We start from the raw sequence: 16697 nt of genomic DNA, 5'->3' as shown, positions 1-16697 counted from the left end.
CACTGCCAGCGCACATATTCCATGCGCCTGCTGGCGGCATCTGCCCGCAAAGCCGCATGGGATATGCGTGAGCGGGGTGCTGCTGTTTGCATTAGTCGGTAAATTCAAAATTACCGACATAGCGTGCGCGCGGTCGTATCAGCTGGCCATATTCGATTTGTTCTGCCGCATGGGCGATCCAGCCGGCCGAGCGGCCTAAGGCAAAGATAATCTGAGCTGCGCCTAGTGGTAGCGCAAAACAGTATTCCAGCGCTGCCAAGCCAAAATCAAGATTTGGCTGCTGCCCGCTGAGTGCCGATGCGAGCGCTTGCAGTTGTTGAAATCTTGCCTGGTCTTGCTCAGGGAGTAAAGAGAGTAAAAATTTACCACGCGGATCGCCCCCCGGATATAGCGGGTGGCCAAAACCCGGTAACCCACTGGAAAAGCCATGATGCGGCAAGGCTTGCTGCAGGCATAGTTGCAGATAGTCGTGTAGTTGGCTATCGGGTAGTGCCAGTGCCTCACGTAAAAAACGGCCTACGCGCAGGCTTTCGCCGCCGTGCTTGGGCCCCGACAGGGCGGCTAAGCCAGCGCTCAAGGCGGCACTTAATTCGGCTCCGCTTGAGATGACGCAGCGCACCGCAAAGGTGGAGACATTGAGTTCGTGATCGGCGCAGATCACCAGTGCTGCGCGGACCGCCTGCGCCGTCTGTGCCGGCAATTGCCAGGCTTGCGCCAATTGCTGGTGTAGCGCCAGATCAAGTATTGGCGTACCTAGCAAGGCGGAGGCGAGCATGCGCATCAGTTGCGCGCCCGTGCCAGTCGCTTCGGTAGTTGTGCCAGCCTCGCTTGGAGCCAATGCCGCCAGCATGCTCATGGCCCGGTTCAGCGCGCTTTGATTGGCGAGCGCGGTATTTAATGCATTCCAATAGTGGGGCGTGGCAGGAGGCGCGATCTCAAAATAATTGCGCTTGGGCTGATCCCATAAAAGCAGGGCGGCCTGCTCCAGGCTGGCGTTTTGCGCCAGTTGTACGACATCGTGGCCGCGATAGCGTAACTTGCCGTCGGCAATCAGGCTGATGCGTGATTCGAGTATCGGTACTCCCCAGTCTATCGTTGCCTGTGCGGTGTGGCCAGCGCGGCGGCTATCCGCATTGCGCGCAGCTAAGCGCAATACTTCATCTTGAGCATAGGTTTTGCTGCGTTTAACGTCGGCCACCATCGAGACTAACAGGCCATGGCTGACATAGGCGTACAGGGTGGCCAGGCTGACGCCGAGAATTTGCGCCGCTTGCTTGGCGCTGAAAGTTGCTTTGGTCGATGACATTTTATTTTTGTATTGATTGCAGCAATCAAGATTGACGCTCACTGGCGCCAGCACCTAGACTAATCTTCATCCTGTGGCATGACAAATGTCCCTATTGTCTTAGGTTTTATCGCGTTTATGGAGTTTATTTATGTCGGCAACAAGCACACTACATGCGCTCTGGAAATTCGCCGGAGGCCATCCTGATTTTTTACGGCATCTGCAATTTACCGGTGCTAGCGCACAATTACCCTCGGTGTTTCAGGTCGGTGATATTGCCTCTGCCAGTATTGCGGCGCAAGCGCTGATGGCAGCGCAGATCTGGCATCAGCGAGGCGGCGCTGTGCAGCAAGTATGCATAGATCAAAGACATGCGCTGGCGATGTTTCGCAGCGAGCGTTATCTGAGGCTAGACGGCCAGGCTCAGGCGGATCCATGGAGTCCTATCGCCGGTTATTACCAGTGTGGTGACGGCCGCTGGATACAACTACATACCAATTTCCCGCATCATCGCGACGGCGTGCTTAAGCTCTTGCAATGCGCTGATGATAGGGCGGCAGTGGCGCAGGCAATTAGCGGGTGGCAAGCGGCTGAGCTTGAGTCGCAGCTGGCGCAGGCCGGTATGTGTGCATCTATGATACGCACACCGCAAGAGTGGCAGGCGCATGCTCAGGCGAGGGCGATCGCGGCCTTGCCCTTGTTTGAGATCGAACGCATAGGCGATGCTCCGCCACGGCCTTTTTCAGATATTTGTACAACACAAAATGCGCGGCCCCTGAGCGGGCTGAAAGTGCTTGATTTGTCGCGTGTCATCGCGGCTCCGGTGGCTGCGCGTTGTCTGGCGCAACACGGTGCCGATGTGTTGGCGATTAGCGCCGCCCATCTGCCGAATATTATGCCGCTGCTGATCGATACCGGACGCGGTAAACGTTCGGCACAGCTCGATTTGCGTGAGGATAGTGGGCGGGCGCAGTTGCACCATTTACTGCGCGATACTGATGTGTTTTTACAAGCCTATCGTCCCGGCGCTTTGTCGGCACAGGGTTTTTCGGCGCAGGAAATGGCGCAGCAATACCCAGGCATCATTCACGTCAGCCTGTCGGCGTATGGCCATGTGGGGCCGTGGGCAGAGCGGCGTGGCTTCGATAGTCTGGTGCAATCGGCCAGTGGTATCGCTTTTGAAGAAGGGCAGGTCGCTGGTTTGGCCGGACCTGGTAAATTGCCTTGCCAGGCACTCGATCACGCCACCGGCTATCTGGCGGCATTCGCCACCATGCTGGCGCTGCAAAAACGGGCGCAAGAAGGCGGCAGTTGGCAGGTCAGGGTATCGCTGGCGCAAACAGGACACTGGTTGCAGAGTATGGCCAGGCGCGGCTTGCACGAGAATGCGGCAGAACTAAGTCCGGCCGAAATTGCCGCCAGCTTACAAGTGAGCAACAGCGCCTACGGCCAGATCAGCGCGGTAAGCCCGGTCGAGCAGATGAGCGCAACACCAGCATATTTTGATAAGCCGCCAGTGCCTTTAGGCACGCATAGTGCGCAGTGGTAAGGCCGGAATAAGCAGGGTAAAATGCGCATGCAAATTTAGCGATTCAGGCTGCATGCCCATTTTGAAAGCGATTTAAATGAAACCTAGTCTATTTTTTTCTGGCCTCGTCTGCGCTAGCGCCCTCATCGGTACTAGTTTGCAGGCACAAGACATGCCTGCTGCAGTTGCGGTTAGCCCCGCCAGCGCTGTGCTTGCCGAACAGCCGGCCGCACCGAAAAACGTCAGCTCCCTGATCAAGACCGATACCCTGGTTGGCACCGGCACGGAAGCCACTTATGGCGCGAATGTAGAAGTGCATTACACGGGCTGGATCTATAACAATAAGGCTGCCGATTTGCACGGCGCGCAATTCGATAGCTCGCGCAATGGTGGTGCGCCATTTGCCTTTATGTTGGGCGCGCGTCAGGTCATCAAGGGTTGGGATATGGGCGTGCAGGGCATGAAGGTGGGCGGCAAACGCACCCTGATCATTCCTAGCTATCTGGCGTATAGCACCAACGGCTCGAACGGCATCCCACCGAATACCCATCTGGTGTTTGATATAGAACTGCTCAACGTTAAGTAATAGCGACAGTGAGCGATCTCACAGCTTTGCTGCAGCAAGCCCTGGCGCTGCATCAAGCGGGTGACTTGCGGCCGGCGGCGGAACTGTACCGGCAGGTGCTGGAAAAACAGCCGCAGCATTTTGATGCTCTGCATTTATTGGGGGTGATTGCCAGGCAAAACGGTGAGGCGCAGGCCGCCGTTGAGTTAATTCGTCAGGCTCTGGCAATCGATGCCAGCCAGGCAGTGGCGCATTGCAATCTGGGTGCGGCGCTGCAAGACTTGGGCCAGCCCGAGGCCGCGCTGGCCAGTTACGAGCGGGCTATCTGTCTCAAACCCGACTATGCGATGGCCTTGCAAAATCGTGGCAATGCCTTGCGCATCCTGGGCCGCGTAGACGCCGCCTTACTGAGTTACGATGCGGCGCTGGCGATCCTGCCCGACTATCCCGAAGCCTTCTACCATCGCGGTCTCTGCTACCAGGCATTAGGCCAATCTCAAGCGGCGCTGGACGATTATCAGCAGGCCTTGCAACTGCGAGCTCGCTATCCGCAAGCGCTATGTGCCAGCGGTGTCGCCCTGCATAGTTTGCAGCACTACGAAGCTGCCATTGCAGAATATGAGAACGCACTCAGGCTACAGCCAGACTACGCCGAAGCATGGTGTAATCGTGGTAGCGCTCTGCATAAATTGCAAGAGTATGAGGCGGCGCTCGATAGCTATCAGCATGCGCTGGAAATCCGTCCTGATTACGCCAAGGCGCATGAATATTGCGGCAATGTCTGGTGCGCACTGGAACAGCCGCAGCAAGCAATCGCAGCGTATCAGCAAGCCCTGGCCTGCGGTGGCGACGCATCTCAGCTTGATTATTTGTTGGCCACTTTAGGCGTGGGGGCGACGCCAGTCACCGCACCGTCTGCCTACGTCAGGCAATTGTTTGATCAGTACGCAGGACATTTTGATCAGCACCTACAAACTGTGCTCGGCTATCAGCTGCCCGCTTTGCTGGATGCAGCGATCACGCGGCAGCGGCCGGCGCAGCAACTCGCTACTCTGGATGCCGGTTGCGGCACCGGCTTGTGCGGGCCGTATCTGCGGCCTTATTCACACAGTCTCAGCGGTGTCGATTTGTCAGAAAAAATGCTGGAGCAAGCGGCGCAAACTAGCTTGTACGATGAGCTGACGTGCGCCGAGTTGAGTGTCTACTTGATGAAGCAGCCAGCGCGTTTCGATTTGATCATGGCGGCCGATGTGCTGGTGTATATCGGCGACTTAGCTGCGCTGTTCGCAGCTGCCAAACTGGCGCTGCGCAGTGGCGGCTTGTTTGCGTTCTCGGTAGAACAGGGCAGTGCCACGCAGTCTGAAGATTTTTATTTGCAGGCCTCGCATCGCTACGCCCATAGCGGCACTTATGTGCAGCGTCTGGCTCACCAACATGGCTTTAGCATCGCCGAAATGCAAGCAGCAATCGCACGCCAAGATCAGGGTGCGGATATTGATAGTTGGGTAGTGGTGCTGAAAGCCAGCCAGTACTGAGGCGAGTAAGCTCTATCGTCTCTGGAAGAGTAACTATTCAGCTAGCGGGGAACAAGGGTAAATAAACAAGAAAAACGCAAGAACGAAAAATCTTTGCCGCAGAGGCGCGGAGTACGCAGAGTCGCTCTTTCTCTCTTTTCTCTGCGTTCTTTGCGCCTCTGCGGCAAAAGCTTTTTATCATTTATCTAGTAGACTGAACAGTTGCCTGGAAGCAGCTATTTGCTAGAAAACGGCAAGGCACTTTAAATTGAATATATAAATAGTGACCCTGCCGCTGGCGCAGTATCCATGCGGGTTTCCAGCCTGTCTGGCCTGCAGACCGCATGGGATATGCGGCTTGGGCTAGGGTCGTTTTTTTAAGCGTAGGCCAATGCGGCTACGTCTTTTTCTATGCAATTTTCAACGCAGATGTTGGCTGCTTCTGCAGGCATACGCCACTGTAATTTCTCGCGCAGGCGCACTACCTCACCAATGATGATCAGACAGGGCGACTGAAATCCTTCGGTCTTGACCTTGGTCGCGATGTCGCTCAGATTACCGGTGATGACGCGTTGGCGTTGCGTCGTACCGTTTTCTATGACGGCTACCGCCATCGCTGGTGTTTGACCATGCGCGATGAGTTGACGGCTGATTTCTGGCAATGCTCCCAGGCCCATGTAAATGACCACAGTCTGGCGCGGCTGCACCAGCGTATCCCAGGCTAGATTGAGGCTGCCATCTTTCAGGTGGCCGGTGGTAATGACGCAAGACTGTGCATAGTCTCTATGCGTCAGAGGTATCCCGGCATAGGCCGAGGCACCGCTGGCACTGGTGATGCCGGGCACCACCTCAAAGCTGACTTGTTCAGCCACCAGCACTTCAGCTTCTTCGCCGCCACGCCCAAAGATGAAAGGGTCGCCGCCCTTGAGACGCACCACACTTTTACCTTGTTTAGCCAGCCGCACTAGCAAAGCATTGATACCGTCTTGCGGCAGGCTGTGCCGGCTTTCCTGTTTGCCTACATAGATTAGTTCGGCCTCTGGCTTGATCAGGGCCAGGATTTCGCTGCTGACCAGATGGTCGTACACCACGGCATCGGCTTGCCCCAGTAAGCGTGCGGCGCGTACCGTTAATAGCTCGGGGTCACCGGGGCCCGCGCCTACCAGATAGACCCTGCCCATGCTGTGCTTTTTGAGGGGGAGTGATGTTGCGGACGGCTGGCTCATGTGGATGCTCTGCTTGCTGTTCTGGATAAATTGATTCTAAAGCGACATAGCTAGAAAATCGTTGATGCTAGTCAATGAACAAGAATTTCGCTCAGAGTAATCTGATGGCATTCGGCAAGCTTGGCTGGCGTGGTGTAGTGCGCCGCCCTTGCTGAAGCGATTCACCTACCTCATGAGTTCCATTTTTTTGAAAGGAGTGCCCGCATGAAATCACAGCTATCCACGCTCGGTATTCCGGCCAAAGCGCTGCTCTCGCTACTACTGCTGGGCGCCATGTCTTTGCCTAGGGCCGCAACAGCGCTGACTGCAGAGCCCGTGCCAGTGGCGCCAAAAATGGAGCGCCGTGCCGAACTGATTACGCTGGTGCGCCAGGATTGCGGCTCTTGCCACGGCTTGACACTCAAGGGTGGCCTTGGCCCTGCCTTATTGCCGGAGGCGCTCAAAGATAAGCCGGACAGCAGCCTGGTGGCGACTATCTTGCATGGCCGCCCCGGTAGCGCGATGCCACCCTGGCAGCGTTTTTTGAGCGAGGCAGAAGCGCAATGGATAGTGCAGCAGTTACAAAAAGGATTTCCCGATGATAAATAAATTAAGCCGCATGCTGTGCCTAGCTAGCGTGGCCTTGCTCGGCGCGTGTGCCAGCTCAGGCTATAACATGCCATCTGCATTACGTGGCACTGGCGACTTGGGCGTGATCATAGAACGCGCCAGCGGTAGCGTACAGATCGTCGATAGCAGCCAGCTGACATCGATCGCCAGCGTGCCCGGCTTGGGTGACCTGTCGCATGCATCGCTGGTGTATTCTCGTGACGGGCGTTATGCCTACGTGTTCGGGCGCGATGGTGGTTTAACTAAGGTCGATTTGCTCAAAGGCGCAATCGCCTTACGCGTCATGCAAGCCGGTAACAGTATAGGCGGCGCAATCTCGCAAGACGGCCGCTTTGTCGCGGCACAAAATTACACCCCGGGCGGCGTCAAAATTTTTAAGGCCGATACCCTGGAACTGGTGGCCGATATTCCAGCTGCCTATGGCAGTGAAGGCAAATTTTCCAAAGTGGTGGGCTTGGCCGATGCACCGGGTAACCGCTTTGTCTGGAGCCTGTTTGATGCCGGTGAAATTTGGACCGCCGATGTGAGTGACATCAAAACACCGCGCGTGGAAAAATTTAAAAACATAGGTCGTGAACCGTATGACGGCCTGATCACGCCTGACGGTCGCTATTACATGGCCGGCTTGTTCGGCGAAGATGGTATGGCCCTGCTCGATATGTGGCATCCGGAAAAAGGCGTGCGCCGTATCCTCGATGGTTATGGCAAGGGCAGTGAAAAACTTCCTGTGTACAAGATGCCGCACTTGCGCGGCTGGGCGGTGGCAGGGCGTTTCGCTTACGTGCCGGCGATAGGTCGCCATGAAGTGCTGGTGATGGATACCGAAAGCTGGAAAGAAGTGGCGCGCGTCAAGGTCGCGGGGCAACCGGTGTTCGTGATTGCACGCCCAGATGGCCGTCAGATCTGGGTGAATTTTGCCTTTCCTGACAATGGCCAGGTGCAGGTGATCGATGTCGAAACCCGCAACGTGATCAAGCATCTGCAACCAGGTAAAGCGGTACTGCATATGGAATTTACCCCGCGTGGCGAAGCGGTCTGGATTTCGGCGCGCGATGATAATCGTGTGGTGGTCTACGACACTAGTAATTTTGCGGTGCGTAAGGAATTACCGGCACAGGCTCCCAGTGGCATCTTCTTTACGCATCGCGCAGCAAGGATAGGATTTTAAAAAATGAATGCGCCTCTAGCTAGCCTTCGCCAGCCTATGCATGCGTTTGAGTTCAGTTTGCTCAATAGCTTTCAGCGGGATTTTCCTTTGCTCGCCAGACCCTATGCGGCGCTCGCGCAGCAATTGGACAGTGATGAAGCTACGGTCATCGCCAGCTTGCGTGATTTGCAGCAAAGCGGCGCCATTAGCCGGGTCGGCGCGGTATTTCGCCCCAACGCCATCGGTGCCAGTGCCTTGGCGGCGCTGGCGGTGCCCGCCGAACGACTGGCCGAAGTGGCCGCTTTGGTCAGCGCCCGCGCCGAAGTCAATCACAATTATGAACGCGAGCATCACTACAACCTGTGGTTTGTGGCAAGCGCTGCCACCCAGGAATGTCTGCATGCGGCCCTGCATGAGATAGAACTGGCGTGTGATTGTGGCGCGGTCCTGATACTACCTATGCTGGAAGATTTTCATATCGATCTGGGCTTTGATCTGAGCCGCTGCGGTCCACACTATCGCGAACCGCGTGCGTCTGGCCTTAGCGCGCGGTGTACTACACCTGATCAAATAATGCACTTGGATCAGCACGAGAAAATTTTGCTGGAGGCACTGCAAAACGGCTTGCCGCTGGTCGCACAGCCGTTTGGCGAACTGGGGGTGCCGCAAGCATTTGCATTGGAGACGATACAGCGCTGGTGCCAGCAAGGCGTGATCAAACGCTTCGGTGTCATCGTGCGCCATCATGAGCTGGGCTTTAAGGCCAACGCCATGGTGGTCTGGGATGTGCCCGATGCCGAGGTCAATGAAGTCGGGCGCCGGATTGCCGCTTCCGGCCGAGTGACCCTGTGTTATCGAAGGCCAAGGCAGTTGCCGCACTGGCCTTACAATTTGTTTTGTATGATCCATGGCAAAGACCGTGCCGAAGTCGAAGCGCGTATCGTCGCGCTAGCGCAGGCCTGCGGTTTGGATCAGTATCCGCACAATACCCTGTTTAGCCAAACCCGCTACAAGCAGCGCGGCGCGCATTACATCAACGCTAGCGCCAATCAAGAACAAATGAAAGAACTTGCGCATGGATGACTTAGATAAAGCCATCATCAATCATCTACAGGGCGGTTTGCAGGTGTGCGAGCGGCCGTATCTGGTGGCTGCCAATGAACTAGGCATAGTCGAAGACGAGTTAATCACGCGTTTGGCTAGCCTGCTTGAGCGCGGCGTTCTGACACGCATCGGTCCGCTGTTCCAGATCGAACGCGCTGGTGGCGCTTTCACGCTGGCGGCCTTGCATGCCCCCCCGGAAGATTATGATGCGATTGCCGCCAAAGTGAACGCCTTGCCAGAGGTGGCGCATAACTATGAGCGCGAGCATGAACTCAATATGTGGTTTGTGGTCGCTACCGAAACGCCGGAACAAATTTTTGATGTCATCAAACTGATAGAGCAACAGACCGGATGTGCCGTGTTTAATTTTCCTAAGAGTAAGGAATATTTTGTCGAGCTAAAGCTGCGCGCATGAAGAATATGAATACTACCGATCACAGCAATATGGATTACAGCGAGCTCGACCGTTCCATCATCGTCGCCACCCAGGGCGGTTTGCCGCTGGTGGCGCGCCCCTACCATCAGATTGCCGGACAATTGCAGATCAGCCCTGAGTTGCTGATGCAGCGCATGACGCAGATGCAGGGCAGTGGCGTGATACGTCGCATCGGCGTGGTGCCGAATCATTACGCGCTAGGGTTTCGCGCCAATGGCATGTCGGTCTGGGATGTGCCGGACCAGATGATAGACCTGCTCGGCGAGCAGGTCGGTAAGCTGCCTTACGTCAGCCATTGCTACCGACGTCCGCGCCATTTGCCGCAATGGCCGTACAACTTGTTTGCCATGGTGCATGGCAAAACCCGTGAAGAAGTTGAAGTCCAGGTGGCCAGTATCGCCGCTTTGCTGACGCAATTGCAGGGCGAGCCGGTGCGTGCGCACCAGGTCCTGTACAGCACCCGTATTTTGAAAAAAACTGGCTTGAGATTGTCAGAAAAAAATCACGAAAAAAATCACGAAAAAAATCGCATAAAAACTGCGCCAACTGAAGCAATTCAGTCTACTACCGCATAGAGGAAAAAATTATGTTTCGTATCAGCCAATACATGCGTGAAATCGCCGCACCAAGCCCGTTAGGACCTAAGCGCAATCCGCCTGGGCCAGTGGTGATCTGGAATTTAATACGCCGTTGCAACCTCACTTGCAAACACTGCTATTCGATTTCTGCTGACAAGGATTTTGCCGGTGAACTGAGCACGGCCGAAGTCTATACCACCATGGATGACCTGAAGAGTTTCGGGGTGCCGGTGCTGATACTATCGGGCGGTGAGCCGCTATTGCGTCCCGATATTTACCAGATCGCCAGACGCGCCAAACAGATGGGTTTTTATGTCGGCCTGTCGACTAACGGCACCCTGATCGATGAAAGCAATATCGCGCAAATCGCCGAAATCGGTTTTGATTATGTCGGCATTAGCTTAGATGGCATGCGCGAAACCCATGATGAATTCCGCCGCAAGCAAGGCGCGTTTGATGCATCGCTGCATGGCGTGCGCCTGTGTCGCGATGCCGGTATCAAGATCGGTGTGCGCTTCACGCTGACGCAAGACAACGCTCACGATTTGCCCGCCTTGCTCAAATTAGTGGAGGACGAAGGCATAGACAAATTTTACTTGTCGCACCTCAATTACGCGGGACGCGGCAACAAGAACCGTGGCCGTGACGCTTTCCTGCAGACCACCCGTAACGCCATGGATCTGTTGTTTGATACCTGCTGGGATTACCTGCAGCGCGGTCTGGAAAAAGAATTTGTCACCGGTAATAACGATGCCGATGGCGTCTACCTATTGCAATGGGTACGCGCCCGTTTCCCTGAGCGCGAAGCGGCATTGCGTGCCAAGTTGGCGCAGTGGGGTGGCAATTCTTCAGGCGTGAATGTCGCCAATATCGACAATCTGGGAGTGGTACATCCCGATACTTTCTGGTGGCACTATCCGCTGGGTAATGTGCGCGAGCGTAAGTTCTCCGATATCTGGACCGACGTGTCCGATCCTCTGATGGCGGGCCTGAAAGCGGTGCCGCGCCAGATCAAGGGGCGATGCGGTGAGTGCAGCTATTTTGATGTATGCGGCGGCAACACCCGCGTGCGCGCCCTGCAACTGACCGATGATCCATGGCAGGAAGATCCGGCCTGTTATTTGTCCGACGAGGAGATCGGCGTTAGCGGTGAACGCGAGCGTGTGACCCTATCTCCTTATATCCCGATTCGCGGGGTAAAAATAGCATGATATCCAGAATTAGAATTAGACTTAGGCTTAGCGTTAGCCTTAGACCGCACCCTCTGAATACTTTTTTTTTGTGCTTGCTGGCGGCATCCTCGTTTGCGAATGCGGCCGATGTTGCACTCGCGCCAGCGGCCGCAAAAATAGACGGCAATGCCCTGTATCAAGCCAATTGCGCGTCCTGCCACGGCGCGGACAGACTAGGTATCAACGGCCCGGCCTTATTGCCGGGTAACCTAGAGCGCTTACGTCGTCCGGATGCGATCAAAACCATCGCCGAAGGACGCATTGCCACCCAGATGCCTGGTTTTGGCGATAAGCTGAGCAGCGCCGAAGTGACAGCGCTGACCGAATTGATCTACACGCCGCTGGCCACCACGCCAGCCTGGGGCATGCGCGAAATGCGGGCTTCGCGTATCGCGCATCAAACCGGTAAATTGCAAGACAAGCCGGTGTTCAAGGCTGATCCGCTCAATTTGTTTATCGTGGTTGAACTCGGTGATCATCACGCGACTATCCTTGATGGCGATAAGTTTGAGCCGATTACGCGTTTCGCTACCCGTTATGCGCTGCATGGCGGCCCCAAGTTTTCACCGGATGGCCGTTATGTGTACTTTGCCTCGCGCGATGGCTGGGTCGCCAAATACGATATCTGGAACCTGAAACTGATCTCGGAAATTAGGGTCGGCATCAATACCCGCAATCTGGCGATCTCTAGCGACGGTCGTTATGCCATGATCGCCAATTATCTGCCGCATACCATGGTGGTGTTAGATACCAAAAACCTTACTCCGCTCAAGATCGTCGACGTGACCGATGACAGCGGCAAATCCTCACGGGTGTCTGCCGTGTATGACGCTGCGCCGCGCAAGAGTTTTATCGCTGCGTTGAAAGACATTCCTGAAGTCTGGGAATTTAGCTATGACGCAAAAACGGACAGGCTGAACAGCAAAAAAATCGAGGAGCCATCGTTTCAGCCGCGTCGCTTACGACTCGATGATTATCTGGATGATTTTTTCTTTGATGCTAGCTACCAGCATCTGATAGGTTCGTCGCGCGGCGGCGTCGGCCAGGTCATCGATCTCGATGCCGGCAAGAAAATCACCAGTGTTGCCTTACCCGGCATGCCGCATCTGGGTTCCGGCATTACCTGGGAATATCAGGGTAAGCCAGTACTGGCAACGCCCAACCTGAAAGAAGCTGTGGTCACCATCGTCGATATGAACACCTGGCAAACCGAAAAACAAATCCCAACTCTGGGGCCGGGTTTCTTCATGCGCAGCCACGAAAATACGCCTTACGCCTGGGTCGATGTATTTAACGGCACTAAAGACCGCGACGTGATCCAGATCATCGACAAGCAAAAACTTGAAGTGATCGCCCAGCTGCGACCTAGTCCTGGCAAAGTTGCGGCGCATACCGAGTTCACCCGTGATGGTAAATACGCACTGGTCAGCATATGGGAGAACGATGGCGAATTGGTGATTTACGACGCCAAGACCCTGCAGGTAGTGAAACGCCTGCCCATGAAAAAACCTAGTGGCAAGTACAATATTTTCAATAAAATTTCACGTTCGGCCGGCACCAGTCACTAGTTAATAAACGAGGAAACGGCCGCACTTGAGCAAGATCAAGACTTGCCAAATAAAACAGCTTCATACTGAACGATACAAATTAAAGGAGGTTGAGATGAGACTGTTAAGCGAACTTTTTTCTAGCGACTCGGGTCGTGCCAGCATCGCTGGGATCATCTTCATGTTAGGCATGGGCGTGTTTTTTATCCGTTTTTTCTTGCGTAAGATGGAAGAAGAAACCCTAGCTGAGCAGAAAAAAACAAAAAAATAGAAAGAGTTAATACTGTAAATAAGGATCAGGCGTGGCGCGCGCCTGATAGCGGTGATGCTTGCTGGCGAATAGTTGCGAATTTATAGATCCACACTAACAATGATGAATTGGTGTTTTCGCCAATTATGCATGAGCGCTACCTCCGTGATTTCAGTTATGTAAAATAACAATTGGCAATTAATTCCATATGGAAATATAATTTTGACTCTCAAATTTAGTCGAAATTAAACCTGTCATGCAAGCGCAATTAGTGAATACCGCTGTCGATATTCAGGCACCAAAGTCAAGCAGTAAAAAAATATCAGCGCGTATCGCTGGCACAGCAATCGCTGGATTATTCCTTGTTGGCCTTATTTTGTATTTTTGCGTTTTAAATGCCAGTTGGCTTTTTGGTATGCTGCGCGCCAGCCTGGTGTTTTGTGTATTGATCATTGCTCTCCCCTGTGTCGGAATTGTTCTCCGTCATCTCCTTCCAAAAAAAATAAACTAGCAGGATTGGTTTAAGCTTCGTCTCGCTAGTCAAACTATCGATGACATGCAGCCTTTGAGTCGCTGGTTTAGTTTCGACTTACATCTATCTCTAGTAAAAAAAACCATAGGCCCAGCGCGCATATTCCATGCGCCTTTCCGGCCTATCTGCCCTGTAAGCCGCAGCTAGGTTGCGTGTTACGGCCTCATTTTATTTTATGCCCACGCTAGTGCTATCATCAGCCTGGTCGTTACTCTTGCCTAAAAAGCTATCGGCCTCTATTTGAGGTATTCTCTTGCGTGTATCGTTTGTAGCTAGGTGTTAAAAACCTAACAAAAGTGAATTGATTTGATCTCCAATTAATATGCCTAAGGAATACCGCAAGATGAAAAAACTTTACACCCCAATTCCTGCGCTGCTGCTCATTTCCATGCTCTTGCTGAGTAGCGCTTGTACTCGCATAGGCACAGGCGAAGTTGGCTTGCGGATTAATTTTGATAAGACCACCGATCCAGCCGAGCGTTTGCCTGGCACCTTTAATCAAACCGTCATCGGCGATATCCTCACTTTCAAGATCCAGGATGTGGCGGTGGCGGTCGATAATATGACGCCGCTGGCTTCGGATAATTCGACCATCAAGGATTTCGATATGACGGTGGTGTACAACATCAATCCTACGGCGGTATCTGAATTGTGGACCACCAAAAACCGTACTTTTCACGGAATCTCTGAAAAAGACATCTTACTGATGCAAAATTATGTGGCACTAAGTGCGCGCAATGCAGCCTACAAGGTGGCGCGCGGTTATGAGTCGCTCAAGATGGCCGATAATCGCCCCTTGATCGAGCAGCAGATACGCGAAAACATCATCAAAACTTTAACCGAAGAAAAACTGGCCGACAAAATTACGGTTTCGCAGATACAGGTGCGTGCAATCACTCCCGCCGACATCATCGTCAATAGCGCCAATGAATTGGTACGCGCCCAGAATGAACTCAAGACCAAAGAAGTAGAAGTGCAGACGGCTAAAAAAGAAGCGGAGCGGATTGCCGCACTCAATGCCAATGCCGGAGCGATAGGCTACATGAACGCGATGGCCAACCTGAAAATAGCCGAAGGCGTCGCTAACGGAAAAGTCAATACCATCGTGGTGCCTTTCGATTTCCGTGGCATCGTCAACGCCAAGTAATTGAACAATGCGTTGCGCTTGCAGTTTGTGGGGCAACATGTAAATGTTGCTTCAGTTGTTACAAGATTAGATGCTTTATTTACAAAATTTTGTTTGACTAAGGATGTCTGACTAGGGATACTCGGAGCTTATTTTTTTATAATCTTTCCGAAGGCTTTTCATGAAATTGAAATTTGCACTAAGCGCAGCTATGTTGCTGGCAATCGCTGGTAGCGCTGCTGCTCAATCCCATCAATACCGTTTAAATGGCAATCTGAATGACGATTTCGGTGGTCCCGCTTTGATTAGTGCCGGTGGTAGCCTGAGCGCTAACGACTACAGCTTTGCTAAAAACCAGGGTTTGAAGATGGATGTGGCTTTGGGCGGCGTCTACACTTTGGATATGAGCTTCCATTTTAATAATCTGGGTGGTTATCAAAAGATAGTCGATTTCAATAATCTGGTGAGCGATACTGGTATGTATGCTTTGGGTAATAATTTTATTTTTTATCCAGTCAGTGATTCTGTTTCCAATCTGTCTAATGGTGTTGATACACGATTGACCTTGACGCGCGACGCCAGTTCTATCTTCACTATGTATGTGAATGGTGCGAAAGCAGTTAGTTTTAGCGATACGATTGGTCGCGCCAATTTCGGCAGTAATCCCGCGCACTTTTTTATCGATGATCTCGCTACTAGTCAACGTGAAGCTGGTGCTGGCGCAGTCGACTATATCCGCACTTATGACCACGCACTGAACGCCAGCCAAGTGGCCAGCATGACGGCGCCGGTGCCTGAGCCAGAAACCTATGCCATGTTGTTGGCGGGTCTGGGTCTATTTGCCGGCATGGCACGTAAAAGAAAACAAGCGGAATAAGCTAAAAGCTAGAACATAGCTTCATCTTAGAAAAGATCGCGTGATTATTTCACGCGATCTTTTTTGCTCATTTTTTTTAATCAAGATCGCGCGCCTCGCCGCTAGGATCTACCCAATCATCCACGTCGATACTGGCAAACGCCAGCCGCAAAACTTGCGCGGCATCATTGGCCTAGATTCCCATAGATTTGGCCACGCCGCGATTGAGTTCTATCTTCAATTTTTTCTTGGGATCTTGCTCGGGTACTTCGATATCCACGGCACCAGGCACAATTTGTTCATTTAGGCGTCGCCAACGGTAAAGTCAACGACTATCGTCGTGCCTTTCGATTTCCGTGGAACCGTCAACGCCAAGTAATTCAAGAGGTCGCCAGTAAGGCAATCCAGTTGTGGCTGGATTGCACAATCGTGTGCGCTATTCTGTGGCGATTAGGCGAGCGTATCGCAAACAACGCCAACTTCACATTCGGCGATAATTTCTTCTTCAAGCAAGGCTGCTGCTAACCATGTCTTTACGTCCGCGTCGTTCAGTACCATCTGCATATATGTGCTGCAGATCTGGTTCATGACGACGCCATACGTTTTGAAATGTAATACCAGCGGCACATACATGGCGTCGGCAATGGTAAATTCCCCAAACAACCATGGAGATGATTTGGAATGCTGCTGACGCAGACAGCTAGTCCAGATCTCTTCGACTCTACGTATTTCTGCTTGTAACTCGGGGCTGAACATGAGCTTCCGCTTGTTGGCTCTACAGTTCATAGGAATTTGGCTCCGAATAGCTCTAAATCCTGAGTGCATCTCGGCACAGATGGCGCGTGCATGAGCGCGCTGACTGGCATCTAAGGGCCACATCTTAGGATTGCGCTCCGCGATGGTCTCGCAAATAGCAAGACTGTCCCAAATCCTCAGATCTTTCTGAATCAGCACTGGTACCAATCCAGTTGGCCCATATTCCAAAAGTTTCTCCTGGTAGCCATCGACGTACAGTGCTTTCTTGATTTCAGTAAAGATGACGCCTGCCTTACGACAACATAGCCAAGCCCGGAGTGACCATGTGGAATAATTTTTGTTACCTATGAGCAGATATATATTTTGACTGCTGTCGTCCTTGTTAGTCATGCTTTTTCCTATCAGT

At 53.1% G+C, this 16697-nt stretch carries 17 protein-coding genes; 14 read left to right on the top strand and 3 right to left on the bottom strand.

Translation table 11 applies throughout. The annotated features are described in order from the left end of the window. Positions 1-91 precede the first annotated feature (91 nt). Positions 92-1306 carry a citrate synthase family protein gene (locus tag EJN92_RS06380; RefSeq protein WP_126127037.1) on the bottom strand — a complete coding sequence of 405 codons (1215 nt, stop codon included), beginning with the start codon at positions 1304-1306 and terminating at the stop codon, positions 92-94. A gap of 130 nt (positions 1307-1436) precedes the next feature. On the opposite strand from EJN92_RS06380, the gene EJN92_RS06375 reads away from it, so the two are divergent. The 3 genes from EJN92_RS06375 (at position 1437) to EJN92_RS06365 (ending at position 4913) form a co-directional block, all read left to right on the top strand. Then, the gene (locus EJN92_RS06375) at positions 1437-2834 is read left to right on the top strand and encodes a CoA transferase (RefSeq protein ID WP_126127036.1); all 1398 of its coding nucleotides are present in this window, start codon (positions 1437-1439) and stop codon (positions 2832-2834) included. A 76-nt stretch (positions 2835-2910) separates the two neighbouring features. After that, positions 2911-3399, top strand: coding sequence for an FKBP-type peptidyl-prolyl cis-trans isomerase (locus EJN92_RS06370; protein WP_170174880.1), 489 nt, complete (start codon positions 2911-2913; stop codon positions 3397-3399). A gap of 8 nt (positions 3400-3407) precedes the next feature. Then, positions 3408-4913: a tetratricopeptide repeat protein gene (locus EJN92_RS06365; protein ID WP_126127035.1), complete on the top strand. Its 1506-nt coding sequence runs from the start codon at positions 3408-3410 to the stop codon at positions 4911-4913. 356 nt (positions 4914-5269) lie between these two features. Here the strand turns inward: EJN92_RS06365 and cobA are convergent, their stop codons facing one another. Then, the gene (cobA, locus tag EJN92_RS06360) at positions 5270-6118 is read right to left on the bottom strand and encodes a uroporphyrinogen-III C-methyltransferase (protein ID WP_126127034.1); all 849 of its coding nucleotides are present in this window, start codon (positions 6116-6118) and stop codon (positions 5270-5272) included. Positions 6119-6322: 204 nt separating this feature from the next. On the opposite strand from cobA, the gene EJN92_RS06355 reads away from it, so the two are divergent. The 11 genes from EJN92_RS06355 to EJN92_RS21800 all read left to right on the top strand — a co-directional run bounded on the left by EJN92_RS06355 (position 6323) and on the right by EJN92_RS21800 (position 15556). Continuing rightward, positions 6323-6706 (top strand): c-type cytochrome, encoded by a 384-nt coding sequence (locus tag EJN92_RS06355; protein WP_322348678.1) that lies wholly within the window; start codon positions 6323-6325, stop codon positions 6704-6706. Next, positions 6696-7895: a cytochrome D1 domain-containing protein gene (locus EJN92_RS06350; RefSeq protein ID WP_126127033.1), complete on the top strand. Its 1200-nt coding sequence runs from the start codon at positions 6696-6698 to the stop codon at positions 7893-7895. The genes EJN92_RS06355 and EJN92_RS06350 overlap by 11 nt, the downstream gene beginning before the upstream one ends. 3 nt (positions 7896-7898) lie before the next feature. Further along, positions 7899-8957 carry a siroheme decarboxylase subunit beta gene (gene ahbB, locus EJN92_RS06345; RefSeq protein ID WP_227869739.1) on the top strand — a complete coding sequence of 353 codons (1059 nt, stop codon included), beginning with the start codon at positions 7899-7901 and terminating at the stop codon, positions 8955-8957. Then, positions 8950-9393, top strand: a complete 444-nt coding sequence (locus tag EJN92_RS06340) for an Lrp/AsnC family transcriptional regulator (RefSeq protein WP_126127032.1) — start codon at positions 8950-8952, stop codon at positions 9391-9393. Before ahbB (EJN92_RS06345) ends, EJN92_RS06340 begins: the two co-directional genes overlap by 8 nt. A 29-nt stretch (positions 9394-9422) precedes the next feature. Further along, on the top strand, positions 9423-9989 hold the full coding sequence (gene ahbB, locus EJN92_RS06335; protein WP_157984418.1) for a siroheme decarboxylase subunit beta: 567 nt from the start codon (positions 9423-9425) through the stop codon (positions 9987-9989). An 11-nt stretch (positions 9990-10000) separates the two neighbouring features. Next, positions 10001-11203: a heme d1 biosynthesis radical SAM protein NirJ gene (gene nirJ, locus EJN92_RS06330; protein WP_126127031.1), complete on the top strand. Its 1203-nt coding sequence runs from the start codon at positions 10001-10003 to the stop codon at positions 11201-11203. Between the two features lie 74 nt (positions 11204-11277). Beyond that, positions 11278-12792, top strand: a complete 1515-nt coding sequence (locus EJN92_RS06325; protein WP_227869737.1) for a nitrite reductase — start codon at positions 11278-11280, stop codon at positions 12790-12792. Positions 12793-12886: 94 nt separating this feature from the next. Then, positions 12887-13042 carry a DUF3149 domain-containing protein gene (locus EJN92_RS06320; protein WP_126127029.1) on the top strand — a complete coding sequence of 52 codons (156 nt, stop codon included), beginning with the start codon at positions 12887-12889 and terminating at the stop codon, positions 13040-13042. 235 nt (positions 13043-13277) lie between these two features. Then, positions 13278-13532, top strand: coding sequence for a hypothetical protein (locus tag EJN92_RS06315; RefSeq protein WP_126127028.1), 255 nt, complete (start codon positions 13278-13280; stop codon positions 13530-13532). Between the two features lie 364 nt (positions 13533-13896). Continuing rightward, positions 13897-14700: an SPFH domain-containing protein gene (locus EJN92_RS06310; protein WP_227869736.1), complete on the top strand. Its 804-nt coding sequence runs from the start codon at positions 13897-13899 to the stop codon at positions 14698-14700. A 160-nt stretch (positions 14701-14860) separates the two neighbouring features. Beyond that, positions 14861-15556, top strand: a complete 696-nt coding sequence (locus EJN92_RS21800; protein ID WP_227869735.1) for a PEP-CTERM sorting domain-containing protein — start codon at positions 14861-14863, stop codon at positions 15554-15556. Positions 15557-15985: 429 nt separating this feature from the next. Here the strand turns inward: EJN92_RS21800 and EJN92_RS06300 are convergent, their stop codons facing one another. After that, a complete protein-coding gene (locus EJN92_RS06300) occupies positions 15986-16681 on the bottom strand; it encodes a glutathione S-transferase family protein (RefSeq protein ID WP_126127026.1) in 696 nt (231 codons plus the stop codon). Positions 16682-16697 lie beyond the last annotated feature (16 nt).

The sequence above is a fragment of the Undibacterium parvum genome, assembly GCF_003955735.1.
Lineage (GTDB): Bacteria > Pseudomonadota > Gammaproteobacteria > Burkholderiales > Burkholderiaceae_D > Undibacterium > Undibacterium parvum.
This window is presented reverse-complemented; position numbering and strand designations above follow the sequence as displayed.

Coding starts and splice junctions, on each gene's coding strand:
- EJN92_RS06380 (WP_126127037.1), bottom strand. CDS start 1,306: ATGTCATCGACCAAAGCAACTTTCAGCGCCAAGCAAGCGGCGCAAATT.
- EJN92_RS06375 (WP_126127036.1), top strand. CDS start 1,437: ATGTCGGCAACAAGCACACTACATGCGCTCTGGAAATTCGCCGGAGGC.
- EJN92_RS06370 (WP_170174880.1), top strand. CDS start 2,911: ATGAAACCTAGTCTATTTTTTTCTGGCCTCGTCTGCGCTAGCGCCCTC.
- cobA (WP_126127034.1), bottom strand. CDS start 6,118: ATGAGCCAGCCGTCCGCAACATCACTCCCCCTCAAAAAGCACAGCATG.
- EJN92_RS06355 (WP_322348678.1), top strand. CDS start 6,323: ATGAAATCACAGCTATCCACGCTCGGTATTCCGGCCAAAGCGCTGCTC.
- EJN92_RS06350 (WP_126127033.1), top strand. CDS start 6,696: ATGATAAATAAATTAAGCCGCATGCTGTGCCTAGCTAGCGTGGCCTTG.
- ahbB (WP_227869739.1), top strand. CDS start 7,899: ATGAATGCGCCTCTAGCTAGCCTTCGCCAGCCTATGCATGCGTTTGAG.
- EJN92_RS06340 (WP_126127032.1), top strand. CDS start 8,950: ATGGATGACTTAGATAAAGCCATCATCAATCATCTACAGGGCGGTTTG.
- ahbB (WP_157984418.1), top strand. CDS start 9,423: ATGGATTACAGCGAGCTCGACCGTTCCATCATCGTCGCCACCCAGGGC.
- nirJ (WP_126127031.1), top strand. CDS start 10,001: ATGTTTCGTATCAGCCAATACATGCGTGAAATCGCCGCACCAAGCCCG.
- EJN92_RS06320 (WP_126127029.1), top strand. CDS start 12,887: ATGAGACTGTTAAGCGAACTTTTTTCTAGCGACTCGGGTCGTGCCAGC.
- EJN92_RS06315 (WP_126127028.1), top strand. CDS start 13,278: ATGCAAGCGCAATTAGTGAATACCGCTGTCGATATTCAGGCACCAAAG.
- EJN92_RS06310 (WP_227869736.1), top strand. CDS start 13,897: ATGAAAAAACTTTACACCCCAATTCCTGCGCTGCTGCTCATTTCCATG.
- EJN92_RS21800 (WP_227869735.1), top strand. CDS start 14,861: ATGAAATTGAAATTTGCACTAAGCGCAGCTATGTTGCTGGCAATCGCT.
- EJN92_RS06300 (WP_126127026.1), bottom strand. CDS start 16,681: ATGACTAACAAGGACGACAGCAGTCAAAATATATATCTGCTCATAGGT.